Source organism: Acidovorax sp. FG60 (genome assembly GCF_057808995.1).
The window spans coordinates 26,516-48,020 of the sequence record NZ_JBMDJC010000030.1; the positions used below are offsets into that span (position 1 = coordinate 26,516).

General features: G+C 67.3%; 26 protein-coding genes and 1 pseudogene. 15 read left to right on the top strand and 12 right to left on the bottom strand.

Translation table 11 applies throughout. The annotated features are described in order from the left end of the window. Positions 1-48: 48 nt before the first annotated feature. Positions 49-906 carry a LysR family transcriptional regulator gene (locus tag ACODS0_RS26120; protein ID WP_488838106.1) on the top strand — a complete coding sequence of 286 codons (858 nt, stop codon included), beginning with the start codon at positions 49-51 and terminating at the stop codon, positions 904-906. 37 nt (positions 907-943) lie between these two features. Here the strand turns inward: ACODS0_RS26120 and ACODS0_RS26125 are convergent, their stop codons facing one another. Then, on the bottom strand, positions 944-1,540 hold the full coding sequence (locus tag ACODS0_RS26125; protein WP_488838108.1) for a DUF922 domain-containing Zn-dependent protease: 597 nt from the start codon (positions 1,538-1,540) through the stop codon (positions 944-946). After that, on the bottom strand, positions 1,537-3,171 hold the full coding sequence (locus tag ACODS0_RS26130) for a wax ester/triacylglycerol synthase family O-acyltransferase (protein ID WP_488838109.1): 1,635 nt from the start codon (positions 3,169-3,171) through the stop codon (positions 1,537-1,539). Before ACODS0_RS26130 ends, ACODS0_RS26125 begins: the two co-directional genes overlap by 4 nt. Positions 3,172-3,320: 149 nt before the next feature. On the opposite strand from ACODS0_RS26130, the gene ACODS0_RS26135 reads away from it, so the two are divergent. After that, positions 3,321-3,575 (top strand): acyl-CoA-binding protein, encoded by a 255-nt coding sequence (locus ACODS0_RS26135; RefSeq protein ID WP_055397012.1) that lies wholly within the window; start codon positions 3,321-3,323, stop codon positions 3,573-3,575. 61 nt (positions 3,576-3,636) lie between these two features. Here ACODS0_RS26135 and ACODS0_RS26140 read toward each other — a convergent pair whose 3' ends face one another. Next, the gene (locus tag ACODS0_RS26140) at positions 3,637-4,557 is read right to left on the bottom strand and encodes a hydroxymethylglutaryl-CoA lyase (protein ID WP_487261749.1); all 921 of its coding nucleotides are present in this window, start codon (positions 4,555-4,557) and stop codon (positions 3,637-3,639) included. 210 nt (positions 4,558-4,767) lie between these two features. On the opposite strand from ACODS0_RS26140, the gene ocd reads away from it, so the two are divergent. Then, positions 4,768-5,829: an ornithine cyclodeaminase gene (ocd, locus tag ACODS0_RS26145; protein ID WP_488838112.1), complete on the top strand. Its 1,062-nt coding sequence runs from the start codon at positions 4,768-4,770 to the stop codon at positions 5,827-5,829. Between the two features lie 11 nt (positions 5,830-5,840). Here ocd and ACODS0_RS26150 read toward each other — a convergent pair whose 3' ends face one another. Genes ACODS0_RS26150 through ACODS0_RS26160 form a run of 3 tightly spaced genes read right to left on the bottom strand, consistent with a single transcriptional unit; the run spans position 5,841 to position 8,135 of the window. Next, positions 5,841-6,545, bottom strand: coding sequence for a nitroreductase (locus tag ACODS0_RS26150; RefSeq protein WP_488838114.1), 705 nt, complete (start codon positions 6,543-6,545; stop codon positions 5,841-5,843). Positions 6,546-6,562: 17 nt separating this feature from the next. Next, on the bottom strand, positions 6,563-6,970 hold the full coding sequence (locus ACODS0_RS26155; RefSeq protein ID WP_487261753.1) for a polyhydroxyalkanoic acid system family protein: 408 nt from the start codon (positions 6,968-6,970) through the stop codon (positions 6,563-6,565). After that, on the bottom strand, positions 6,963-8,135 hold the full coding sequence (locus tag ACODS0_RS26160; protein WP_488838116.1) for an aminopeptidase: 1,173 nt from the start codon (positions 8,133-8,135) through the stop codon (positions 6,963-6,965). The genes ACODS0_RS26155 and ACODS0_RS26160 overlap by 8 nt, the downstream gene beginning before the upstream one ends. A 73-nt stretch (positions 8,136-8,208) precedes the next feature. Here ACODS0_RS26160 and ACODS0_RS26165 point away from each other — a divergent pair, with 73 nt between their 5' ends. Then, positions 8,209-8,874 carry a DNA-3-methyladenine glycosylase I gene (locus tag ACODS0_RS26165; protein WP_121422093.1) on the top strand — a complete coding sequence of 222 codons (666 nt, stop codon included), beginning with the start codon at positions 8,209-8,211 and terminating at the stop codon, positions 8,872-8,874. A gap of 20 nt (positions 8,875-8,894) precedes the next feature. Here ACODS0_RS26165 and ACODS0_RS26170 read toward each other — a convergent pair whose 3' ends face one another. The 5 genes from ACODS0_RS26170 to phnF are packed head-to-tail and all read right to left on the bottom strand — an operon-like array spanning position 8,895 to position 12,692. Continuing rightward, positions 8,895-10,094 carry an MFS transporter gene (locus ACODS0_RS26170; protein ID WP_488838118.1) on the bottom strand — a complete coding sequence of 400 codons (1,200 nt, stop codon included), beginning with the start codon at positions 10,092-10,094 and terminating at the stop codon, positions 8,895-8,897. A 39-nt stretch (positions 10,095-10,133) separates the two neighbouring features. Beyond that, on the bottom strand, positions 10,134-10,556 hold the full coding sequence (arsC, locus tag ACODS0_RS26175; RefSeq protein ID WP_218298997.1) for an arsenate reductase (glutaredoxin): 423 nt from the start codon (positions 10,554-10,556) through the stop codon (positions 10,134-10,136). A 36-nt stretch (positions 10,557-10,592) separates the two neighbouring features. Continuing rightward, positions 10,593-11,198, bottom strand: a complete 606-nt coding sequence (gene phnN, locus ACODS0_RS26180; RefSeq protein WP_488838121.1) for a phosphonate metabolism protein/1,5-bisphosphokinase (PRPP-forming) PhnN — start codon at positions 11,196-11,198, stop codon at positions 10,593-10,595. After that, positions 11,195-11,923: a DUF1045 domain-containing protein gene (locus ACODS0_RS26185; RefSeq protein WP_488838123.1), complete on the bottom strand. Its 729-nt coding sequence runs from the start codon at positions 11,921-11,923 to the stop codon at positions 11,195-11,197. Before ACODS0_RS26185 ends, phnN begins: the two co-directional genes overlap by 4 nt. Then, on the bottom strand, positions 11,910-12,692 hold the full coding sequence (gene phnF / locus ACODS0_RS26190) for a phosphonate metabolism transcriptional regulator PhnF (protein ID WP_488838125.1): 783 nt from the start codon (positions 12,690-12,692) through the stop codon (positions 11,910-11,912). The genes ACODS0_RS26185 and phnF overlap by 14 nt, the downstream gene beginning before the upstream one ends. Positions 12,693-12,767: 75 nt before the next feature. Here phnF and phnG point away from each other — a divergent pair, with 75 nt between their 5' ends. The 11 genes and pseudogenes from phnG to ACODS0_RS26245 form a co-directional block, all read left to right on the top strand. Then, positions 12,768-13,280, top strand: coding sequence for a phosphonate C-P lyase system protein PhnG (phnG, locus tag ACODS0_RS26195; protein ID WP_488838127.1), 513 nt, complete (start codon positions 12,768-12,770; stop codon positions 13,278-13,280). Then, a complete protein-coding gene (gene phnH / locus ACODS0_RS26200; RefSeq protein WP_488838129.1) occupies positions 13,277-13,918 on the top strand; it encodes a phosphonate C-P lyase system protein PhnH in 642 nt (213 codons plus the stop codon). The genes phnG and phnH overlap by 4 nt, the downstream gene beginning before the upstream one ends. Before the next feature lie 2 nt (positions 13,919-13,920). Beyond that, a complete protein-coding gene (locus ACODS0_RS26205; protein ID WP_488838131.1) occupies positions 13,921-15,024 on the top strand; it encodes a carbon-phosphorus lyase complex subunit in 1,104 nt (367 codons plus the stop codon). Next, positions 15,021-15,941: an alpha-D-ribose 1-methylphosphonate 5-phosphate C-P-lyase PhnJ gene (locus ACODS0_RS26210; protein ID WP_488838133.1), complete on the top strand. Its 921-nt coding sequence runs from the start codon at positions 15,021-15,023 to the stop codon at positions 15,939-15,941. Before ACODS0_RS26205 ends, ACODS0_RS26210 begins: the two co-directional genes overlap by 4 nt. Further along, positions 15,938-16,399: a GNAT family N-acetyltransferase gene (locus tag ACODS0_RS26215; protein ID WP_488838135.1), complete on the top strand. Its 462-nt coding sequence runs from the start codon at positions 15,938-15,940 to the stop codon at positions 16,397-16,399. Before ACODS0_RS26210 ends, ACODS0_RS26215 begins: the two co-directional genes overlap by 4 nt. After that, the gene (gene phnK, locus ACODS0_RS26220; protein ID WP_260666074.1) at positions 16,396-17,184 is read left to right on the top strand and encodes a phosphonate C-P lyase system protein PhnK; all 789 of its coding nucleotides are present in this window, start codon (positions 16,396-16,398) and stop codon (positions 17,182-17,184) included. Before ACODS0_RS26215 ends, phnK begins: the two co-directional genes overlap by 4 nt. Then, positions 17,181-17,912: a phosphonate C-P lyase system protein PhnL gene (phnL, locus tag ACODS0_RS26225; RefSeq protein WP_488838137.1), complete on the top strand. Its 732-nt coding sequence runs from the start codon at positions 17,181-17,183 to the stop codon at positions 17,910-17,912. Before phnK ends, phnL begins: the two co-directional genes overlap by 4 nt. Continuing rightward, positions 17,909-19,063: an alpha-D-ribose 1-methylphosphonate 5-triphosphate diphosphatase gene (locus ACODS0_RS26230; RefSeq protein ID WP_488838139.1), complete on the top strand. Its 1,155-nt coding sequence runs from the start codon at positions 17,909-17,911 to the stop codon at positions 19,061-19,063. Before phnL ends, ACODS0_RS26230 begins: the two co-directional genes overlap by 4 nt. Before the next feature lie 111 nt (positions 19,064-19,174). Then, positions 19,175-20,035, top strand: a complete 861-nt coding sequence (phnC, locus tag ACODS0_RS26235) for a phosphonate ABC transporter ATP-binding protein (RefSeq protein WP_056745669.1) — start codon at positions 19,175-19,177, stop codon at positions 20,033-20,035. A gap of 45 nt (positions 20,036-20,080) precedes the next feature. Continuing rightward, a complete protein-coding gene (phnD, locus tag ACODS0_RS26240; RefSeq protein WP_488838141.1) occupies positions 20,081-21,028 on the top strand; it encodes a phosphonate ABC transporter substrate-binding protein in 948 nt (315 codons plus the stop codon). Positions 21,029-21,062: 34 nt separating this feature from the next. Next, positions 21,063-21,248 (top strand): annotated as a pseudogene (locus ACODS0_RS26245) (phosphonate ABC transporter, permease protein PhnE); the annotation flags it as partial. A gap of 31 nt (positions 21,249-21,279) precedes the next feature. Here ACODS0_RS26245 and ACODS0_RS26250 read toward each other — a convergent pair. After that, a partial coding sequence (locus ACODS0_RS26250; protein WP_488838143.1) for an IS3 family transposase occupies positions 21,280-21,505 on the bottom strand: 226 nt, incomplete at its 5' end.

The window sequence follows — 21,505 nt, forward strand, 5'->3', positions numbered from 1 at the left end:
TCCATATGAATATGCTATGGATATCTATTTCAGAAATATCAAATTCAAATGGTTGAGCGATCCCTGGATCTGGATGCCGTCGAAGCCTTTGTGCGCATTGCCGAGCTGGGTAGCTTCACGCGCGCAGCTGAGGCCATGGGCACGGCGCAGGCCGCGATGAGCATGAAGCTCAAGCGGCTGGAGGACCGGCTGGGCTGCCGCCTCATCGAGCGCACGCCGCGCCACGTGCAGCTGTCGGCCCGGGGCGCGGCCTTTCTGGAGCATGCGCGTGAATTGCTGGCCGCGCACGACCGGGCGCTGGCCACGTTCGCTCAGGCCCGCCAGCGCCTGACCATCGGCATCAGCGACCATGTGGCCGGGCCGGAGCTGCCCGCGCTGATCGCCCGCATGAACCAGCAAGACCCGCAGCTGCTCATCGAGATCCGCATCGGCTCGTCGGGCGACCTGCTCCAAAGCTACGATCGGCGTGAGCTGGATGCCGTGCTGGCCCGCATGCACGTGGGCCGCAGCGATGGCGAGCTGCTGGCCGAGGAGCCCTTCGGGTGGTTCGCCGCCCCCGGCTGGCAGCACCGTGCGGGCGAGCCTTTGCCCCTGGCCACGCTGGCCGAGCCCTGCGGTGTGCGGGCGATGGCGGGGCAGGCGCTGGACACTGCGGGCATCGCCTGGGCCGAGGTGTTTGTGGGTGGAGGCGTTGCGGCCGTGGCGGCGGCCGTGATGGCCGGGCTGGGCGTGGCGGCACTGGCGCCGCGCATGCTGCCGCTGGGGGCAGTGGATGTGGGTGCCCGCCTGGGGCTGCCTGAGCTGCCGCGTCTGCCGGTGCTGCTGCACACACGCAACCAGGAAGGTCGCCCGCGCGATGCGCTGGCAGCGTTGTCGGCGGCCTTTCGCAGCGCGGTGCGGGGATAGCGCACAAGCCTGTACGCTTGTTGATGGACCCGGCCTTTCACTCCAGCCTGGCGCCTTGCGATGCGCCGTGCCGCGTGTCGCGGTCGTACTGCTTCTCGCGCTCCGCGTGTTCGCGCAGCAGGCGGTGGCCCAGCGCGTTGGCCTGGCGCTCCAGCGTGGCGCAGTCCGGCGCGGCAGGCAGGGCGGCAATGCCTTGGTCAATCGCTTGCGCCGCATCGCGCCCGAACTGCACATGGCCCTCTTCGTGGTGCGACAAGGCGCGCAGGTACCGGTCGAAAACCGCCTGCTGGGCGGGCGTGCCACTGCGCAATTCGGGCAATTGCACTTCGGTGCGCAGCCGGGTGGTCACCTCGGTGATGGCGCAGCGGCCCGATGCCTCGCGCCACCAGCGAAAGGTCCAGCGCACGTTCCAGCGGGTGTAGCCGTGAAAGCGCTGGCCGTCGACGGTGATGGGCGTGGCGGCGTTCAGCGCTTTCCGCAGGGTCTCGCCGGGCAGGGCGCGCACGGGGTAGGGCTGCTGGATATATTCTTCCGTGACGGCGGCATGGGCGGCGCCCGCGCAGACCAGGGCCACCAGCACCCCGGCAAGGTCCACCAAGCGCGCCCTCAGCACCACCGAGGCTCCCCGGTTCACTCGCCCCAGGGCAGCATCAGCGTGAGCAGCGACAGCTGGTCAAACTCGGGCGCAAACGCGTCGATGATCTGCTGTGGCTCGGGGCAGAGCGTGGTGTCGGTGATCACGCCAAACTGCACACCGCCACCGTAGCTCAGGATGGAGACACCGAGGCCGATGTCGCCCGACTGCGGCACCCAGAACATGCACTGGGTGACGCGTGAGCCGCACAGTGTCAGCTGCTCCTTGGGCCCGGGCACGTTGGTCATCACCGCCGTGGTCTTGCGGCCGAACAGATTGAGCAGCGCGTCCTGCGCGGGCTTGATCATCAGCCCCGCCACGGCCAGCATCGCAAAGGCCAGGATGGGCTGGGTGCTGCCCTTGAGCGCGTTCATGCGCTTGCGCACCTCGTACACGCGCTCGACGGGGTTGGCCACGCCAATCGGCAGCACCAGCGGCACTAGCCCAAAGCGGTTGCCCAGCTTCCACGCCTCTTCCATGGGGCGCAGGTTGACCGGGATCATGGCGCGGATCTCCTGCCCCGTGGGGTCGTCGCCCTGGCTGCGCAGGTAGCCGCCGATGGCGCCCGCCACGCACGACAGCAGCACATCGTTGATGGAGCAGTTGAGCGCCTTGCCGATGGCCTTGACCTCTTCCAGCGGGATGGGCGGGCACCAGGCCACACGTTTGGCGCTGCCAGGCTGGCCCTTCAGGCGCGTGGGTGAGTCGTCGGGCATCAGCGCCAGGGCAGCGGCATCGCTCACCAGCTGGTAGGCCACGCGTGCCATGTCCATGGTGCCAGCCAGCCCATGGTGCATGGTCTTCTCGGGGTCGCTCAGCATCTTGAACGACTTGGCTGCGCCGTCACCGGCCAGATCCAGCGCCTTCACCGTCATGTCGGTAAAGGGCTTGATGAGCGCGTCCGCAATCCAGTCCTCGGCCGTGGCGGCCTGCTCGCGCTCCTTGCGGGTGCGCTTGGGCGGTTCGGAGCCGCCGTCCACGATGGACATGGTCACCGAGATCAGCGCAATGCCGTCCGCAATGCAGTGGTGGATGCGCACGATGAGCGCGCTGCCGGGCTGGCCGTCGTCACCCACAAAATCTTCGATCAGGTGCATTTGCCACAGCGGCCGCCGGGTATCGAGCGGCTGCATGGCGAGTTCACCCACACGGTCTTGCAGGGCGCGCTGCATGCTGTGGCCTTGTCGGTGGGGCAGCTTCTCGCGCAGCACATGCGCGGCGATGTCGAAGTTGCGGTCCTCCACCCAGGTGGCGCCCGCCGCGTCTTCCACCACGCGCTGGCGAAAGCGCGGGTACTGCAGCAGGCGCTGCTGCACGCGGTCGCAAAGGGCGTCCCAGGTGATGCCGGGCGACAAGGTCCACACGCCGTTGATCATCATCAGGTTGCTGTGCGAATCCATGCGCAGCCAGGCGGTGTCGACCTTGGTCATGCGTTCGCCCGACAGGCCCAGCATGCCGGTGGCAGCGCGGCGCACGTTCTTCTGCACCACGGTGGCTGCCTTGCGGGCTGCGGGGGGCAGGGCCTGGGCGGCCTTGCGCGCCACCTCGGGGGCCTGGTTGCGCATCGTGCGCAGGGGGCTGGAGCCTTTGCCCGGAGTGGCTTTGCTGGGGGCTGGAATGCGGGTCACCATCGGATGTACACCTGTTGTTTGATTTTTGGGGACTTGCCTCTATGGATTGAGCGGTCCCAGACTGTGCTCAGCCCGTAAGATACAACGCAGCAAACCCTTGCCGACACCGTTCTTTCCCTCCCCCCAAAGATCTCAAGGAGCACACCGACATGGCCGACCTCAACGCCACCTTCGAAGCCGCCGTGGCCAATTCCAAGAACCTGAGCGAGCGTCCCGACAACGCCACGCTGCTCAAGATCTACGCGCTGTACAAGCAAGCCACCGCCGGCGACAACACCGAGAAGAAGCCCAGCTTCTCCGACATGGTGGGCCGTGCCAAGTGGGACGCCTGGGAAAAGCTCAAGGGCACGGGTGCCGACGAGGCCAAGCAGCAGTATGTGGACCTGATCACCTCGCTGAGCTGATACGGCGGTACCCAAAGCAAAAGGCGACTTCGGTCGCCTTTTGCTTTGGGGGCAAAGGTGCCTAACGCCGGACCCACCCCTTGGGCAGTCCCGCTTCCGGCGTCATGCCGTAGACCGGCTCTCCTGGCAGCCCAGCCTGCAGCGGCGCGCGTGCGGCCATCAGGCGCTCCAGGTCTACCCCCGTGTCAATGCCCATGGCTTCGAACATGAACACCAGGTCTTCCGTCACCACGTTGCCCGACGCGCCCGGCGCATAGGGGCAGCCGCCCAGGCCGCCCAGCGACGCATCAAAGGTTCGCACCCCCACGTCGTAGGCCGCCAGGCAATTGGCCAGGCCCAGGCCGCGGGTGTTGTGCATGTGGGCCGCACCGGCCTTGGCGCCCAGCTCGGCGCGCAGGCGCGTGAAGAGGCGGCGCACCTGGGCCGGGTTGGCCATGCCGGTGGTGTCCGACAGGCCCACCTCGTCGGCCCCGGCCTCTGCGCACAGGCTCGCGAGCCAGATCACGTCGTCCTCGGGCACCTCGCCCTGCAGGGTGCAACCAAAGGCGGTGGACAACCCCACCTCCACCAGCATGCCGGGGGCCTGCGCGTCGCGCAGGTGGGCCACGGCGCGCACTTCCTCGACCATGGCCTCGCGCGTCTTGCGCACATTGGCCAGCGAATGGGCGGCGCTGGCCGACACCGGCAGCGTGACCTTGTGCACACCTGCCGCGAGGGCCGCCTCGGCGCCACGCAGGTTGGGGGCCAGCGCCATCACAGTGATGCCAGGGTGGGTCAGCGCGTGGCGCACCACCTCGGCCACATCGGCCATCTGGGGCAGCAGGCGGGCAGGCACGAACGAGCCCACTTCAATCTCGCGCAGCCCGGCGGCCACCAGGGCGTCGATCCAGCGCAACTTGTCGGCCGTGGGCATGGTGGCTTTGACGGACTGCAGGCCATCGCGCGGGCCGACTTCGCTGATGAGGACTTGGGGTTGCGTCATGGTGCGGAATGTTGTCGGACGTGCGTGGAATGTGCCGGATGCGGGAGGATAGCGCCCCCATGCCCCCATGGCGCGGGGCCGACGATTGTGCAAAGTGGCAATTTGTTCTGCCATACCGGCAAACCGCCCCGCAACATGCGGCAGTTTGGGCAATTCCCATTGCTGCGTTGCTCCGGGACACTGCTTGTATCCCACCCGGAGACAAGCACCATGCCTTCCAAGAACCACTTTTCCACCCTCTACCTCAGTGCGCCCGATGTCATCGAGTTGGTGCAGCGCAAAGGCGTCGAGGCCTGCTTGCGCGGCATTGCCGACTACATCCAGTCCGACTTTCTGCGCTGGGGCGCGTTCGACAAATCCGTACGTGTGGCCAGCCATTCGCGCGACGGCGTGATCGAGCTGATGCCCATTGCCGACGAGCAGACCTATGCGTTCAAGTACGTCAACGGCCACCCCAAGAACACGCGCTGGGGCTTGTCCACGGTGATGGCGTTTGGCGTGCTGGCCGATGTGGCCACGGGGGCGCCGCTGCTGTTGAGTGAGCTCACACTCACCACCGCCCTGCGCACCGCCGCCATGTCGGCCGTGGCCGCCCGCGCTCTGGCCCGCCCCGGCGCTCGCACCATGGGGCTGATCGGCAACGGCGCCCAAAGCGAGTTCCAGGCGCTGGCCTTCCACCACCTGCTGGGCATCGACACCCTGCGGCTGTTTGACACCGACCCGGCCGCCACCGCCAAGCTGCAGGCCAACCTGCAAGGCACGGGCCTGCGCACCGTGGTCTGCACCAGCACGGCCGAGGCCGTGCGCGGCGCCGACATCGTGACCACGGTGACGGCGGACAAGACCAATGCCACCATCCTCACGCCCGACATGCTGGCACCGGGCATGCACATCAACGCAGTGGGGGGCGATTGCCCTGGCAAGACGGAGCTGCATGCCGATGTGTTGCGCCAGGCGCAGGTATTTGTCGAATACGCGCCGCAGACGCGCATCGAAGGCGACATCCAGCAACTGCCGGCCGACTTTGCCGTGACCGAGCTGTGGGAGGTGCTGGCGGGCCAGCGTGCGGGCCGGGCCAGCGATGCGGCGGTGACGGTGTTCGACTCCGTGGGCTTTGCGCTGGAGGACTTTTCTGCGCTGCGGTTCCTGCGCGACGCGGCCACCGAGTTGGGCATGGGCCAGCCCATGGAACTGATTCCCGAACTGTCAGACCCCAAGGACCTGTTCGGGGTGCTGCGCACGCGCAGCCCCTTGTTGCGCGCTGCCGCCTGATATCCGCTCGGTCAGTCCCGCCACACCACGCTGCCCGCCGGATCGGCACGCGTGGTGCGGAAATGGTTGGCCGGATGTTCCGGGTCCGCCATGCCGAACGAGATGCCGCAGACGATGGTGCGGTCCTCGCCAATGCCCAGCACGTCGCGCAGCACGCCGGGGTAGGAGGCCAGCGCAGCCTGTGCGATGGAGCCCACGCCCAGGCTGTGCGCGGCCAACATGAAGTTGCTCACATACGCGCCGCAGTCCACCGCACCATAGACGCCCAGCGCCTCGTCGCTGGTGACGATGGCCACATGCGGTGCGCCGAACATCGTGAAGTTCTGCGCCGCCTGGCGGGCCGAGGCCTCGCGGTCGCCCTTGGCAATGCCCAGCGCTTCGTACAGGCCCCAGCCACATTCGCGCCGCCGCTCCTGGTACACCCCCCGGTATTCGCGGGGCCAGGGCAGGTCGGGCGCAGGGGCCGCTGTGGCCATGTGGGCCGACAGTGCGCTGCGCAGGCGCTCCAGCGTGGCGCCACTGGCAATGGTGAGCTGCCAGGGCTGCGCGTTGCACCACGATGCCGTGCGCTGCGCGGTGACCAGGATGGCTTCGATGGTGGCGCGCGGTAGGGGTTCGGGCAGAAGCGCGCGGCAGCTGTAGCGGGTGTGGAGCAGCGTGGAGAGGGTGTCGAATGCCGTGCTGTGGGTGGCAGAGTCCGTGGCGGTGGATGTCATGGTGACGGCCCTGGTGGCTATGCCTTCTTGGTTTTGGCGGCAGGTTTGGCCGCCGCCTTGGTGCCCGGCTTGTCTGCACCTACCTCGGCTGCGTGTTTCTTCTTGTCGGCAGCGGGCTTCTTGGCGCCGGGGTGGGGTGCGTTGAGCAGGGCATCGAGCTGTTCACCAATTTCGGCCTCGATGCGGTCCTTGAACGCGCCGAACAAAAAGCCCAGCTGCGCCTTCATCTCGAACTGGTGGGCATCCACCAGCAGCGTGCCCTTGACGCCCGAGCGGGTGAATGTAAGCAGGTCTTCCGTCTCGCCCTCTTCGTAGGTGCACTCCATGTCGAATTTTTCTTCGGCCTTTTCGGCCCAGGAGAAGGCGACCTTGCGGGCCTCCTTGAAGCCCAGGTGGTGGTCGCGGTGGATATGGATGTCAGGCACCGGGTGTCTCCTTGAGGTGTTGGGTATCAGATAGAAGGGCGCGCAGTGCCTCGTGCCGTTGTGGCTGGGGCTGTTGCGTCAGTTGCCGTACGGCATCATAAAACCGGGGCCAGTCGCGGCCCTCGCGTTCGAACAGGGCTTCGAACGCGGGCACCAGTTCATCGTAGGCAGCCTGGGCGGCAAAGCTGGCGTTGTTGGCCTTGGCCACCCAGCGGTCGTAGCCCGCCACCTGGGCGGTGGTGGCTTGGGGTGCCCCCCCGCTGGATGTGTTCAGCCATTGCGTGCGCAGGGCCGCGTAACCGGTGCGGAAAGCCTCCATTGCTTCACTTTTCATAGCTGCTAGCGCTTGATCATCCAGCGCTAGAGCCTCTTTTTGTCCATAAATGGCTGCCAGCCGAGCGCGGGTGGCGCGGGTCAGCGCGCGGAAGGCGCTGCGCCGTGCCTCGCTGGTGGCAAAGGCCTTGCGGGCCTCCGGGGTGGACTGGGTTGCCAGCCACTGCGCAACGCCGATGCGCTCCACCGCCGTGGCAAAGGACTCGTTGAACAAGGTGTCGTTCTTGGCATAGACCACCTGGTGCGCCAGCTCGTGGAACAGCAGGCGCACAAAGTCGCCCTCGGGCCAGGCGACAAAGGTGGAGAGCAACGGGTCGCCGCCCGCCCAGTTCATATAGCCCAACGTGGAATACGCGGGCACGCCATACACCTCCACTTCCAGCCCCTGGGCGGCCAGCTCCGCTGCCTCGGCTTGCGCGGCAGCCTCGGTAAAGTAGCCCCGGTAGCCAATGCAACCCGTCACCGGGAAGCACCAGGTGTGCAGCATCAGGGAGTACGGCGGCGCGGCCACCACGTTCCACACGGCGGCGGGGCGTTTGAGGTCCGCATAGCGGCGGTAGCTGGCGTTGTCAGGCAGGCCCAGCTCGGCCACGGCAAAGGCGCGGGCGCGCTGCGCCAGTTGCAGCCGCTCGCGCAGCGCGGGCGGGATATCGGTGCGGGCGATCCAGCGGTCGATGGGCTCGGCTGCCTGCATGATCTGCATGTGCCCCTGCACCGACTGCCAGTAGTAGCCCAGCATGCTGCTGGGGCCAGTGGTGCTGGCGCAGCCCGCCAAGGCAAGGCTGATCATGAGGGGAGACACGGCTCGCAGATGGGGGAGAAACTGGCGCATGCGGGCAGTTTATGGGCAGATCGCGCGGGGCGTTTGAAGGGGTGTCAGCAGTGTGGCCGGTGCAGTTTCTAGAATGCAGCGCATGACCGCTGAATCCGCCCCTGACCTGCCTGCCGGCCTGTTTGCCGACGAGGCCGATTGCCCACGCTGCATCTGGTGCCAGGCCACGCCTTTCTATCGCCATTACCACGACCACGAGTGGGGGTTCCCCGTGGCGGACGACCGGCGGCTGTTCGAGAAGATCTGCCTGGAAGGCTTTCAGTCAGGCCTGAGCTGGCTCACCATCCTGAACAAGCGCGAGGGTTTTCGCGCCGCGTTCGCGAACTTCGACGCCGAGCAGGTCGCGGCCTTCGGCCCCGCCGAAGTCGAGCGCCTGGTGCAGGATGCGGCCATCGTGCGCCACCGGGGCAAGATCGAGTCCACCATCAACAACGCGCGCCGCGTGCTGGAGCTTAAGCGCGAATTCGGATCGCTGGCGCACTACGCCTGGCGCTACGAGCCGGCCGCTGCCGACCGGCCCGAGCGGCTCACGCGCGAAGTGGCGCGCACGCTGTCCACATCGCCGGCTTCCATTGCCATGTCCAAGGACCTGAAAAAGCGCGGCTGGAGCTTTGTGGGACCCACCACGGTGTACGCCTTCATGCAGGCGATGGGTCTGGTCAACGACCACCTGGAAGGCTGCCACTCGCGCCCCGCAGCGCTCGCGGCGCGGAAGGCGTTTGTGGTGCCGCGCGGCTGACAGATGGAGTGATAGCTCGTTCAGGCCCGCGCCATGGGCCGCAGAAGCCACAGCGCTCCCAACGCGGCCAGGCCCAGCAGTGTGGTGAGCCATAGGGCAGCTGCCCCGGCGCTGTCCAGCAGCATGCCAAACAGCACCGGTGCAAACGCCTGCGCCACGCGGGCGGGCACCATCATCAGGCCCTGGCGGGCGCCATAGCCTGCTGGCCCAAACAGCACCAGTGGCAGCGTGCCCTTGGCAATGGTCAGTATCCCGTTGCCTGCTCCGTGCAGCACGGTAAATACTGCGGCAGCAGGCCCGCCCAGCACCATCAGCAGGCCCGCGCCCACGGGGTGTGCGGCGGCAGCCAGCTGGGCCGACAGCAGCGGGTGCAGGCGGCGCAGAAAACCAAACTCCAGCAGGCGCGCCGCCACCTGTGCCGGGCCCACCAGCGCCGCCAGGGCCACTGCCGCCTGCAGCGATGTGCCACTGGCCTGCAGCAGGCGAGGCAGGTGGGCTGCCATGGCGGTGCTCGTGAACCAGGTGACCGCAAACACGAAGGACAGCAGCACGGTGGTGCGCAGCGGGTGGGCTGGAGTGGGCGGGGCGGATACGGCCGGTTCCGTGGTGGGCGCTGCGGGGTCATCCGCCGAGGGTTGGTATGCTTTTTCGGCAGCGCCAGCGCGCGGCAGCCAGCCGTTGAGCGGCACCCCCACCAGCAGATGCAGTGCTGCCCAGCCTGCACATGCGCCACGCCAGCCCCATTGCACCTCCATCCAGGCCGACAGCGGCCAGCCCACGGTGCTGGCAAACCCCGCGATCAACGTGATGCCGGTGATGGCGCCGCGTGCGCCCTGGCCATACAGCCGCACCAGCGTGGCAAATGCGGCTTCGTACAGGCCTGACCCCATGGCCACGCCCATCAGTACCCAGGCGGCAAACAGGCCCACGGGGCCTTGCGCCAGCGCCATGCCGACCAGACTGGCGGCAAACAACAGATTGGTGCCCACCAGCACCGGGCGGCCGCCATGGCGGTCGATGCCCCGGCCCGCGAAAGGCCCGAGCAGCGCCGACACGATGAGCGCCACGGAAAACGCGGCGAACACCGTGGGAGTGGCCACGCCCAGGTCGCGCGCCATGGGCGCGGCCAGCATGGCGGGCAGGTAGTAGGACGAGGCCCAGGCCAGCGTCTGGGCCGTGCCCAGGCGCGCCACGGTCCAGCGTTGCGAGGCGGCGCTCATGCCGCGCGGTGGGCCATGGTGGGGGCGCGCGAGGTTGCCTCAGACACGCTGGCCCTGCGCGTTGATGACGACTTCGCCATCCTCCTTGGTGAAGGCGCCTTGTTGGGGCGCGGGCAGGATGTCCAGCACTTTCTCGGACGGGCGGCACAGCCGCGTGCCCAGGGGCGTGACCACGATGGGGCGATTGATGAGGATGGGGTGCTGCAGCATCGCGTCGATGAGCTGTGCGTCGGTGACGCTCGGTGCGTCCAGTTGCAGCTCGGTGAAGATCGCTTCCTTGGTGCGCACGGCGTTGATCACCGGCTCGCCCGTGGCAGCAATCAGCGCCACCAGCGTGGCACGGTCGGGCGGGGTCTTGAGGTACTCAATGACCTCGGGCTCCACGCCGCTGTTTCGGATCATGGCCAGCGTGTTGCGGGACGTGCCGCATTTGGGGTTGTGATAGACGGTGATGGCAGTCATGGTGGGTGCTGTGGATGGCTGACGGGATGGAAAGGGTTACGAATAGGCAGGTTGTTGGCGTGAAAGTTTGCCACTGTGCAGGGGCCAGCCCGGCAACTGCTCCAGCGCGTTCAGTAGTCGATGGCCTGCATTGCCCAGCGCGTCGTCGTTGTGTACCTCTAGGCTGACAGTGCCTGGGGGCGGTGTGTAGGCCATGGCCCGTTGCACGCGGGCCTCCACCTGCTCAGGACTCTCGCGGCCCCGCGACAGTATTCGCTCGCGCAGCACCTGGGGGCTGGCGGTGATGTGCACCGCTACGAGGTCCGGGAAGCGCGCCAGGGCCTCAGGCAAGTAGGCGCGCGAGCCATTGAGCAGCACCCAGTGACCTTGGGCCAGCGGCGCCAGTTGTGCATGCCGCACGCCGTAGCCCAGGCCGTTGGCTTCCCAGTGCAGGGCAAAGGCCAGTTCGTGGCGCAAAGCAACAAACGTTTCTGGCGAAACACTTTCATGGGCTTCGCCGCCCGGCATGGCGGAGCGGCTGATGGTGCGCTGCGCCCAGTGCACGGGGCACGGGGTGGGCAGATGTGCCCGCAACCAGTCCAGCAGGCTGTCCTTACCCGCGCCCGAGGGGCCCATGCAGTAAATCAGTCTGCCGGTGGTCATGCGCCCATCTCCAGGTGGTCCAGCAGCACAAAGTCTGCGCCGGGCGTAGGCTCTGCGAACAAGGCCAGGCTGTTGAACTTGAGGGTGGGCAGGTCCGAGAAGAACTCCTGCGCGGCCTCGAACACCAGCGCCTGCGTTGGCGGGTCCACCTGCGCCAGGCTGCCGGTGAGCGACATGTGGAATCGGAATTCGTCCAGCACAAAGGGGTAGCCCCATTGCTGCAGCAGCGCGTCCTGCCGGGCAGTGAGCCCCGCCGAGCGGCGCCGGGCGAGGTCGGCGTCGGACAAGGGTGCGGCCAAGGGCTGCAGCGCCGTCACGCAGGTGGCGGCGGTCTCCTGGATCTGCGCATTGGCGGGGTGCAACGCCGGGGGCACCAGCGCCAGAAAGTCGTCGATGCGTTGCACCTGAAGGGGCGGCAGCACAAAGGGTTGCAGCCCGCGCGCCACGGACTGCACGGCCTGGTGCAGCGTGATCCAGTCGGTGCCGGGCGCCAGTGCAAACGGCGCCTTGAGCGTGGCGTGCCAGCCGTAGCGGCGGGGCGCTGCGGTCAGGCGGTGCAGGTCGTCCGCCGCCACGCCGTCGATGGCGAGCTGCTGCAGCGGCTGCAGCAGCGCAGCGCAGCGCCCCAGCCAGTGGCTGCCGGCCAGCCAGCCCAGGCTGCCCGGGTTGGGTGCGAAATAGACCGCATAGCGGTGGTGGGTGGGTGGCATTTCAGGCGTGTTCATCGTGGTCAATGGTCAGTTTCACGCGGTCGCCCGCAAACCAGGCGCGGGCCCATTCGATGGGCGTGCCTGCCAGGTCCACGTTCAGGCTCTCTACCTGCAGCACGGGGCGCGACGTGGGCTGGCGCAACTGGGCGGCCACTTCGGCGCTGGGCAGCTCGGCGGTGATGCGGCTTTCGCGGCGCGTGTAGTCGGCCACGCCGTGGGCGGTGAAGCCTGCGGTGATGGAGCCCGTTTCGCGCACAACGGCCGCCAGGTTCTCGAAGCGGGGCAGGGGAAAGTAGCGCTCGCTGATGTGCAGGGGCTGGCCCTCGGCGTCGCCCCGCACGCGCAGCGCCAGCAGCGGGCTGCGCGCGGGCACCTGCAGCGCCTTGGCCAGCGCCGCCGTGGCGCGCATGGTCTGGGCCTGCAGCACCACCAGGCTGCCGCGCAGACCGGCCTGTGCCAGGCCCTGCTGGTGGCGCGTGCGCTTGCCCAGCACCAGGTCCACCGCAAAGTCTTCCACATAGGTGCCACTGCCCTGTGTGATGCGCACCAGCCCCTGGCTGCACAGGCTGGCGAGCGAGCGGCGAATGGTGTGGCGGTTCACGCCGAACTGCTCGGCCAGCGCGTGTTCCGAGGGCAGACGCTGGCCCGGCGGGTAGACGCCGCTGCCGATGGCCTCGGCCAGTTCGGCGGCAATGCGCGTCCAGAAGCTGTCGCGCGCAGGGCGCAGTGGTGGTGCTTGCGGGACCTGCAACGGGGTCGTGAGAGAGGTGGTGCTGGCTGTCATGAAACCTACATGCGCGCTCTTTAAGCTGGCGCCAGTTGTTCAATTTGTCTATACAACTTTCAGGGTACCACTTCCATGTTTCAAGCCTTTGACAACCCGGGGCCGGGCCGCCCCCTGGGCCGCGCGCAGTGGATGGCGCTGCTGGCCCGGGCGCCGCTGGGGCTGCTCGAATCTGCGTTGCACGAGCACGCCACGCGCCCAGCGCGCTGGCTGCGTGCACCAGAGACCGGCCTGATGATGGTGCAGGGCCGCGCCGGTGGCACGGGCGAGCGCTTCAACCTGGGCGAGGTCACCGTCACCCGCTGCGCGCTGCGCGTGGCCGACGCATCGGACGCCGCCGAGGCCACTGTGGGCGTAGCCTACGTGCTGGGCCGGTCGCACCGCCAGGTGCAGCTGGCGGCCCTGGCCGATGCGCTGCTGCAAGACCCTGTTCAGCAACCGGTGCTGGACGCACAACTGCTCGAACCCATCCGCAACCACCTGCGAAATACGCAGGCCGAGCGCCAGACGCGGGCTGCCAGCACCAAGGTGGACTTCTTAACCGTGGCGCGCGAGAGCGGTGCCGACAACGACGAGGACACCGAATGAGCACGACCCCCTTGGCATCGCTGGGTGCCGGATTCTTGAATGAAGCCTTTGGCAGCCAGGCGGTGTTCCGCGCGGTGCTGCAGGCGCTGTCGCACCCCGGCCGCACGGTGGCGGTAGAACACGATGCGCAGGCTCCTGCCGTGGGGCATTCCGCATCGGCTGCCGTGCTGCTGGCGCTGCTCGACAGCGACTGCACCTTGTGGCTCTCGCCCAAGCTGGCAGCCAGTGATGCCGGTGCCTGGCTGCGCTTTCACACAGGCTGCACTGTGGTGGCCGACGCTGCGCAGGCTCGCTTTGTGTGGGTGGCGCAGGGTGATGCGCTGCCTGCCCTGAACCGTCTGGCCCTGGGTGCCGACATCTACCCCGACCAGTCAGCGACTTGCGTGGTCGATGTATCGCGTGCCGCAGCCACCACGACGGACGCGAGTGATGCGTGGCACTTGCGCGGCCCCGGCATCCGGGATGTGGCGGCCTTGCGGGTGGATGGCCTGCCCGACGACTTCGAGGCCCAGTGGGCGGCCAACCATGGGGTGTTTCCACGTGGTGTGGATCTGCTGTTGGCCACTGCAGACCACATCGTGGGTCTGCCACGCACCACGCGGGCAACGCGCGGTGCCACCGCCCTTCAGGAGGCCTGAGCATGTACGTAGCCGTCAAAGGCGGAGAAACCGCCATTCTCAACAGCTACCAGTTGCTGGCCCGCCAGCGCCGGGGCGATGTCTCGGAGCCCGAACTCTCGGTAGCGCAGATCCGCCAGCAGCTCAAGCTGGCGGTGGACCGCGTCATGACCGAGGGATCGGTGTACGACCCCGAGCTTGCGGCACTGGCCATCAAGCAGGCAGCAGGCGACCTGGTGGAAGCCATCTTTTTGCTGCGCGCCTACCGCGCCACGCTGCCGCGCCTGGGCACCACCTGCGCGCTGGACACCAGCCGCATGGTGCTGGACCGGCGCATCTCCGCCACCTTCAAGGACCTGCCGGGTGGCCAGGTGCTGGGCCCCACCTACGACTACACGCAGCGCCTGCTGGACTTCAAGCTGCTGGCCGAAGGCCCGGTGGCGCCGCCTGCCGCTGCGCCAGCTGCGGTGCCACCCGGCCCCACCCCCCGTGTGGTGGATCTGCTCAACCAGGAAGGCTTGATCGAAATCCGCCCCGTGCCCCCGGGCGACCCCGCGCCCACGGACCTGACCCGCGAGCCGCTGCGCTTTCCCGCCAACCGGGCCACGCGCCTGCAAAACCTGGCGCGCGGCGACGAGGGCTTCCTGCTCGCCATGGCGTATTCCACGCAGCGCGGTTACTCGCACTCGCACCCGTTTGTGGGCGAGGTGCGCCTGGGCACGGTGGCGGTGGAGATGGAACCCGAAGAGCTGGGCTTTGCCATCGACATCGGCGACATCGAGATCACCGAATGCGAAATGGTGAATCAGTTTGCGGGCAGCAAGAGCCAGCCCCCGCAGTTCACGCGCGGCTACGGCCTGGCGTTTGGCCACAGCGAGCGCAAGGCCATGGCCATGAGCCTGGTGGACCGTGCCCTGCGCGCCGATGAGCTGGGTGAGCCGGTGGAGTCGCCCGCGCAGATGCAGGAATTTGTGCTGGGCCACAGCGACAGCCTCGAAGCCTCGGGCTTTGTGCAGCACCTGAAGCTGCCGCACTACGTGGACTTTCAGTCTGAGCTGGAGCTGGTGCGCAAGATGCGCGCCGCTGCCGCCCACCCCACAACCCCCGCCGAGGAGGATGCCGCATGAACTCGCCCCTGGAACCCGCCGTGATGGGCCTGCCCGCCGACGCCGCACCGGTGGACGGCCGCTTCAACTTTGCCTACCTGGACGAGCGCACCAAGCGCATGATCCGCCGCGCCATCCTCAAGGCCGTGGCCATCCCCGGCTACCAGGTGCCGTTTGGCTCCCGCGAAATGCCGCTGCCCTATGGCTGGGGCACGGGCGGCATCCAGGTCACCGCGTCCATCATCGGCCCGCAGGACTGCCTCAAGGTCATCGACCAGGGCTCGGACGACACGGTCAACGCGGTCAACATCCGCCGCTTTTTTGAGCGCACCACGGCCGTGGCGACCACCACCCGCACGCGCGAGGCCACGCTGATCCAGACGCGCCACCGCATCCCCGAGACACCGCTGGCCGAAGGCCAGGTCATCGTCTACCAGGTGCCAGTGCCCGAGCCCATGCAACGCCTGGAACCGCGCGAGACCGAAACGCGCACTCTGCACGGCCTGGCCGAGTACGGGCTCATGCACGTCAAGCTCTACGAAGACATCGCACGCTACGGCCACATCGCCACCACCTACGACTACCCCGTGCTGGTCAACGGCCGCTATGTGATGGCGCCGTCGCCCATCCCCAAGTTCGACAACCCCAAGATGCACATGAACCCCGCGCTGCAGCTGTTTGGCGCGGGCCGCGAAAAGCGCATCTACGCCGTGCCGCCCTATACACCGGTGGAGAGCCTGGGTTTTGAGGACCACCCGTTCGAGGTGCAGCGCTGGGATGCCGCCTGTGCGCTGTGCGGCGCCACCGACAGCTTTCTGGACGAGGTCATTACCGACGACCAGGGCGGGCGCATGCATGTCTGTTCCGATTCGGACTACTGCCACGAGCGCCAGGCGCAGCAGGCCGAAACGGCGCGGGTGGAAGGCGACGCCGCATGAGCACCGTGCACATCCGCGAAGCCCTGCAGTCCGACCTGGAGAGCGTGCTGGCGCTTTATGCCGCCATTGAAGACAGCCCGGCCGACGTGCTGACCCTGGAAGAAGCCCTGGCCGTGTGGGCCCAGTTCGCCCGCTACCCCAGCTACCGCCTGTGGGTGGCCTGCGACCCCGCGCAGCACGGCGCCGTGGTGGGCACCTATGCGCTGCTCGTCATGCACAACCTGGCGCACCGGGGCGCGCCTTCGGCCATCGTCGAAGACGTGGTGGTGGCGCAGGACCAGCAGGGCCGAGGCATTGGCCGCCAGATGATGGCCCACGCCATGCAGCAGGCGCGCGACGCGGGCTGCTACAAGCTCGCGCTCTCGTCCAACGCCCGCCGCAAGGGCGCGCATGCCTTCTATGAATCCCTGGGCTTTGCGCAGCATGGCCTGAGCTTTGTTGTCGAGACCCTCACATGAATCACCCCGAACCTTCTGCGCCGCTGCTGAGCGTGCGCAACGTCAGCAAGCGCTATGGCGACCGCGTGGCGCTGCAAAGCGCGTCCTTTGACCTGTGGCCCGGCGAGGTGCTGGCCGTGGTGGGCGAGTCGGGCTCCGGCAAGTCCACGCTGCTCAACGCCATTGCAGCACGCAGCGCCCCGGACGAAGGCACGGTGCAGTTCCGCCAGCGCAGCGGCGAGCTGCAGGACATCTACGCCATGACAGAAGCGCAGCAGCGCCTGCTGGCGCGCACCGACTGGGGCTTTGTGCACCAGAACGCGGCAGACGGCCTGCGCATGGATGTATCCGCCGGTGCCAATGTGGGCGAGCGCCTGATGGGCCTGGGCGAGCGCCACTATGGCCGCCTGCGCGCCACGGCCACGGAATGGCTGCAGCGTGTGGAGATCGATGCCGCGCGCATCGACGACGCACCACGCACGTTTTCGGGCGGCATGCGCCAGCGCCTGCAGATTGCCCGCAACCTGGTCACGCAGCCACGCCTGGTGTTCATGGACGAACCCACCTCGGGCCTGGATGTGTCGGTGCAGGCGCGCCTGCTGGACCTGCTGCGCCAGCTCACGCGGCAGATGCAGTTGGCGGCCATTGTGGTCACGCACGACCTGGCCGTGGCACGCCTGCTGGCCCACCGCATGGTGGTCATGCAACGCGGCCGCGTGGTGGAGGCGGGCCTGACCGACCAGGTGCTCGACGACCCGCAACACCCCTACACCCAGCTCCTCGTTTCTTCGGTACTGCAGCCATGAACCAGTCTTCCATTGCGCCCATTCTCCAGATGCAAGGGGTGGCCAAGCGCTTCACCCTGCACCACCAGAACGGCATCGAACTGCCTGTGCTTGCCCAGGTGGACCTGGCCGTGCAGCCCGGTGAATGTGTGGTGCTGGACGGCCCCTCGGGCATGGGAAAGAGCACGCTGCTCAAGATGATCTACGCCAACTACCGGGTCAATGCGGGGCGCATCACGGTGCGCTCGGCCGATGGCGCCGTGGTGGATGTGACACAGGCCACGCCGCGTGCTCTGGTGCAGCTGCGGCGCGACACCGTGGGCTATGTGAGCCAGTTCCTGCGGGTCATTCCGCGCGTGTCGGCGCTGGACGTGGTGGCCGAACCACTGGCGGAAGACGCCGGGGACGACCCTGCGGGCATCGAGGTCGCGCGCGAGGCCGCCCGCCAGTGGCTGACCCGCCTGCGCATTCCCGAGCGGCTGTGGCACCTGCCGCCCGCCACCTTCTCGGGCGGGGAGCAGCAGCGCATCAACATTGCCCGCAACATGATCAAGCCCAAGCCGTTGCTGTTGCTGGACGAGCCCACCGCATCGCTCGATGCAGCCAACACCGAGACCGTGATCGCCATGATCCACGAGGCGGTGGCGCGCGGGGCGGCCCTGGTGGGCATTTTTCACGACGCGCAGGTGGGCGCCGCCGTGGCCACGCGCCGCGTGAATGTGGGCGACTTTCGGGGAGCATCGTCATGACCGCGACCGTGTTCAAGAACGCCCGCATGGTGCTGCCGGGCGAAGTGTTGTTGGGCAGCCTGCAGGTGGATGGCGGGCGCATTGCGTCGCTGGATAGTGGGGGCACTGCGGCCCTGCAAGGCATCGACCTGGGGGGCGACTACCTGCTGCCGGGCTTGGTCGAAATCCACACCGACAACTTCGAGCGCCACCTGATGCCGCGACCCAAGGTGCAATGGGCCGAGATGCCCGCACTGCTGGCGCACGACGCCGAGATTGCGGCCGCAGGCATCACCACGGTGCTGGACGCGCTGGGCGTGGGCGAGGCCGATGTGGACAGCCTGCGCGGCAGCGCCTGGAACCGTGTGCTCGACACCATCGACACCTGCACCGAGCGCAACCTGCTGCGGGCCGACCACCACCTGCATGTGCGCTGCGAGCTGCCTGCGCCCAACACCATCGACCTGTTCGAGCCGTTCCACGGGCACCCGCGCCTGTCGTTGATCTCACTGATGGACCACACCCCAGGCCAGCGCCAGTGGGAGAACATCGAGCAGGCGCGCACCTACTACACCGGCAAGAAGGGCTGGAGCGCCGAGAAATTCGAGCGCCAGGTGGCGCACGCTGCCACGCTGCAGGCGCAGTACGCCGAGCCACACCGTGCGTACTTCGTGGATTACTGCCGCACACACGGCATCTCGCTGGCCAGCCACGACGACACCACGGTGGCCCATGTGGAGCAGGCCCATGCCGAAGGGGCCGCGATGTCGGAGTTCCCGACCACACTGGCCGCAGCCCAGGCCGCGCACGAACGTGGCTTGCTCACCGTGATGGGCGGGCCCAACGTGGTGCGTGGCGGTTCGCACTCGGGCAATGTAGCGGCGGCCGACTTGGCGCGCCGGGGGCTCTTGGACATCCTCTCGTCCGACTACGTGCCCGGCAGCCTGCTGAGCGCGGTGATGCGGCTGGTGCAGGACGACATCCTGCCCCTGCCACAGGCTGTGGCCACCGTCACCTGCAACCCCGCCAAGGCCGCGGGCATGGCCGACCGGGGCGCGCTGGCGCCCGGCCTGCGCGGCGACCTGGTGCAGGTGCACATGGCCGAGCTGCCCGATGGCGGCCGCCAGGCCGTGGTGCGTGGGGTGTGGCGTGAAGGGCAGCGGGTGCTGTAGAGCGCGTGCAAGTCTTTCCTGACATCCAAACTTCTCCCAACTGTCAAAGCACTGTCACGCCCCACAACCACACTCCGGTTGTCTAGACGACTTAACCCCCAGGAGGCTGCCATGACCGCCGCACTGCACATCCACCAACTGAACAAGCATTTCGCCAACGGCAAACACGCCCTGCGCGACATCAACCTCACCGTGCAGCGCGGCGAGATGGTGGCGCTGATTGGTGCATCGGGCTCGGGCAAGTCCACCCTGCTGCGCCATGTGGCGGGCCTGGTGGTGGCCGATGCGGCCAGCGATTCGCTGATCGAGGTGGATGGTCGCTGCGTGCAGCAGGGTGGGCGCATCCACAGCGACATCCGCAAGGTGCGTTCGCAGGTGGGCTTTGTGTTCCAGCAGTTCAACCTGGTGGACCGCTTGCCGGTGTTGATGAATGTGCTGGTGGGCCTGCTGCACCGCACGCCCTGGTGGCGCGGCTGGCTGCGCATGTTCAAGCCGCAGGAGCGCGCGCTGGCGCTGGAAGCGCTCCACCGCGTGGGCATTGCCGAATGCCATGCACAACGTGCTTCCACCCTGTCCGGCGGGCAGCAGCAGCGCGCGGCCATTGCCCGCACGCTGGTGCAGGGCGCCAAGGTGGTGCTGGCCGACGAGCCCATCGCGTCACTCGACCCGGAGTCCTCGCGCAAGGTCATGGACATCCTGGCCCGCATCAACCGCGAGGACCGCTGCACTGTCATCGTGTCGCTGCACCAGGTGGATGTGGCCATCAAATACTGCCCCCGCGTGGTGGCCTTGCACCACGGTCAGGTGGTGTACGACGGCCCCTCGGCGGCCCTCACGCCCGCACTGCTGCGCAGCCTGTATGGCGTGCACGCCGACGAAATTCTGGCGGATGCAGCGGGTGCCCCCACAGCACCCGTGCACGCCCCAACACCCGTCCCGCAGTGGGCGCCCGCCATGGTCCAGGCCGCCTGAACGGCCTTTTGTTTCTTTTCAATTCCTTTCTCTGGAGTTTTCAACATGTTCAAGAAACTGTGTGCCGCCCTGACGATCGGGCTGGGTTTGACCACGGGCGCGTTGGCCCAGGACATCAACTTCGGCATGATCTCGACCGAGGCCTCGCAAAACCTCAAGGCCGACTGGCAGCCCCTGCTGGATGACATGGCCAAGCAGACCGGTCTGAAGATCAACGCCTTCTTTGCATCCGACTACGCAGGCCTCATCGAAGCCATGCGCTTCAACAAAATGCAGGTGGCCTGGCTGGGCAACAAATCGGCCATGGAAGCAGTGGACCGCGCCAACGGCGAAGTCTTTGCGCAGATGGTGAACGCCGACGGAACACAGGGCTACTACTCGCACCTCATCGTGCACAAGGACAGCCCCCTGGCCACCCTGGATGACGTGCTCAAGAACGGCAAGTCGCTGAGCTTTGGCAACGGCGACCCCAACTCCACCTCCGGCTTCTTGGTGCCCGGCTACTACGCCTTTGCACAGAACAAGATCGACGCGAAGACGCACTTCAAGATCACGCGCAGTGCCAACCACGAGACCAACGCGCTGGCCGTGGCCAACAAGCAGGTCGATGTTGCCACCAACAACAGCGAGAACCTGGAGAAGATCAAGGAGCGCCAGCCCGAGAAGTTCAAGGACATCAAGATCGTCTGGACCTCGCCCCTGATTCCGCTGGACCCGCTGGTGATGCGCAAGGACTTGCCTGAGTCCACCAAGACCAAGATCCGCGACTTCTTCTACAACTACGCCAAGACCGATGCGCGCGAGAAGGAGATCGTGATGAAGATCTCCAAGCTCTCGGGCTTCAAGCCATCAACGAACGCACAGCTCACCCCCATCCGCCAGCTGGACCTGTTCGGCAAGCGCAACAAGATCGAGGCCGACGCGACGCTGGCTGATTCTGACAAGAAGACCCGCCTGGCCGAGATCGACCAGCAGCTGGCGGCGTTGAAGTAATCCGTAGGTTTCTTGTTGCGACCCGGGTGTCTCCATGTCCTCTGCTTTGAATCCCTCGCTGGCCACCCTGGCCGGCACCTCGTCGCCCAAGCGCAGCCTGGCCTGGTACCTGTCGTGGGGCATCCTGCTGGTGTTGCTGGCGGCGTCCTGGAAGGGCGCCGACATGCGCCCGCTCGATCTGTGGAACGACTCGGGCAACATGGTCAGCTATGCGGCGGAGTTGGGGGTGCGGATAAAAACTTGGACTGGTTTTATGCCGCAAGTCCAAGGCTCACCCGGTATTCGATCGGGCTGAGGGCCCCCAGGGAGATCTTGATCCGCTTCTCGTTGTACCAACGGATGTAGTCGTCGAGCACCTCAATGAACTGCTCAACGGTGACGCTCTTCCAGTCTCGAGGATAGAACAGTTCATTCTTCAACCGACCGAAGAAGCCCTCGCACGCTGCGTTGTCAGGCGAGCAGGCCTTGCGGGACATC

What these genes read in the sequence shown, in the direction of transcription:
- phnH (WP_488838129.1), top strand. Translation starts at nt 13,277, where the DNA reads ATGAGCACGACCCCCTTGGCATCGCTGGGTGCCGGATTCTTGAATGAA.
- ACODS0_RS26130 (WP_488838109.1), bottom strand. Translation starts at nt 3,171, where the DNA reads ATGGTGACCCGCATTCCAGCCCCCAGCAAAGCCACTCCGGGCAAAGGC.
- phnC (WP_056745669.1), top strand. Translation starts at nt 19,175, where the DNA reads ATGACCGCCGCACTGCACATCCACCAACTGAACAAGCATTTCGCCAAC.
- arsC (WP_218298997.1), bottom strand. Translation starts at nt 10,556, where the DNA reads ATGACTGCCATCACCGTCTATCACAACCCCAAATGCGGCACGTCCCGC.
- phnN (WP_488838121.1), bottom strand. Translation starts at nt 11,198, where the DNA reads ATGACCACCGGCAGACTGATTTACTGCATGGGCCCCTCGGGCGCGGGT.
- ACODS0_RS26160 (WP_488838116.1), bottom strand. Translation starts at nt 8,135, where the DNA reads ATGCGCCAGTTTCTCCCCCATCTGCGAGCCGTGTCTCCCCTCATGATC.
- ACODS0_RS26150 (WP_488838114.1), bottom strand. Translation starts at nt 6,545, where the DNA reads ATGACATCCACCGCCACGGACTCTGCCACCCACAGCACGGCATTCGAC.
- ACODS0_RS26230 (WP_488838139.1), top strand. Translation starts at nt 17,909, where the DNA reads ATGACCGCGACCGTGTTCAAGAACGCCCGCATGGTGCTGCCGGGCGAA.
- ACODS0_RS26120 (WP_488838106.1), top strand. Translation starts at nt 49, where the DNA reads ATGGTTGAGCGATCCCTGGATCTGGATGCCGTCGAAGCCTTTGTGCGC.
- ACODS0_RS26205 (WP_488838131.1), top strand. Translation starts at nt 13,921, where the DNA reads ATGTACGTAGCCGTCAAAGGCGGAGAAACCGCCATTCTCAACAGCTAC.
- ACODS0_RS26135 (WP_055397012.1), top strand. Translation starts at nt 3,321, where the DNA reads ATGGCCGACCTCAACGCCACCTTCGAAGCCGCCGTGGCCAATTCCAAG.
- ACODS0_RS26185 (WP_488838123.1), bottom strand. Translation starts at nt 11,923, where the DNA reads ATGAACACGCCTGAAATGCCACCCACCCACCACCGCTATGCGGTCTAT.
- phnG (WP_488838127.1), top strand. Translation starts at nt 12,768, where the DNA reads ATGTTTCAAGCCTTTGACAACCCGGGGCCGGGCCGCCCCCTGGGCCGC.
- phnK (WP_260666074.1), top strand. Translation starts at nt 16,396, where the DNA reads ATGAATCACCCCGAACCTTCTGCGCCGCTGCTGAGCGTGCGCAACGTC.
- ACODS0_RS26165 (WP_121422093.1), top strand. Translation starts at nt 8,209, where the DNA reads ATGCAGCGCATGACCGCTGAATCCGCCCCTGACCTGCCTGCCGGCCTG.
- phnD (WP_488838141.1), top strand. Translation starts at nt 20,081, where the DNA reads ATGTTCAAGAAACTGTGTGCCGCCCTGACGATCGGGCTGGGTTTGACC.
- phnF (WP_488838125.1), bottom strand. Translation starts at nt 12,692, where the DNA reads ATGACAGCCAGCACCACCTCTCTCACGACCCCGTTGCAGGTCCCGCAA.
- ACODS0_RS26210 (WP_488838133.1), top strand. Translation starts at nt 15,021, where the DNA reads ATGAACTCGCCCCTGGAACCCGCCGTGATGGGCCTGCCCGCCGACGCC.
- ACODS0_RS26140 (WP_487261749.1), bottom strand. Translation starts at nt 4,557, where the DNA reads ATGACGCAACCCCAAGTCCTCATCAGCGAAGTCGGCCCGCGCGATGGC.
- phnL (WP_488838137.1), top strand. Translation starts at nt 17,181, where the DNA reads ATGAACCAGTCTTCCATTGCGCCCATTCTCCAGATGCAAGGGGTGGCC.
- ocd (WP_488838112.1), top strand. Translation starts at nt 4,768, where the DNA reads ATGCCTTCCAAGAACCACTTTTCCACCCTCTACCTCAGTGCGCCCGAT.
- ACODS0_RS26215 (WP_488838135.1), top strand. Translation starts at nt 15,938, where the DNA reads ATGAGCACCGTGCACATCCGCGAAGCCCTGCAGTCCGACCTGGAGAGC.
- ACODS0_RS26170 (WP_488838118.1), bottom strand. Translation starts at nt 10,094, where the DNA reads ATGAGCGCCGCCTCGCAACGCTGGACCGTGGCGCGCCTGGGCACGGCC.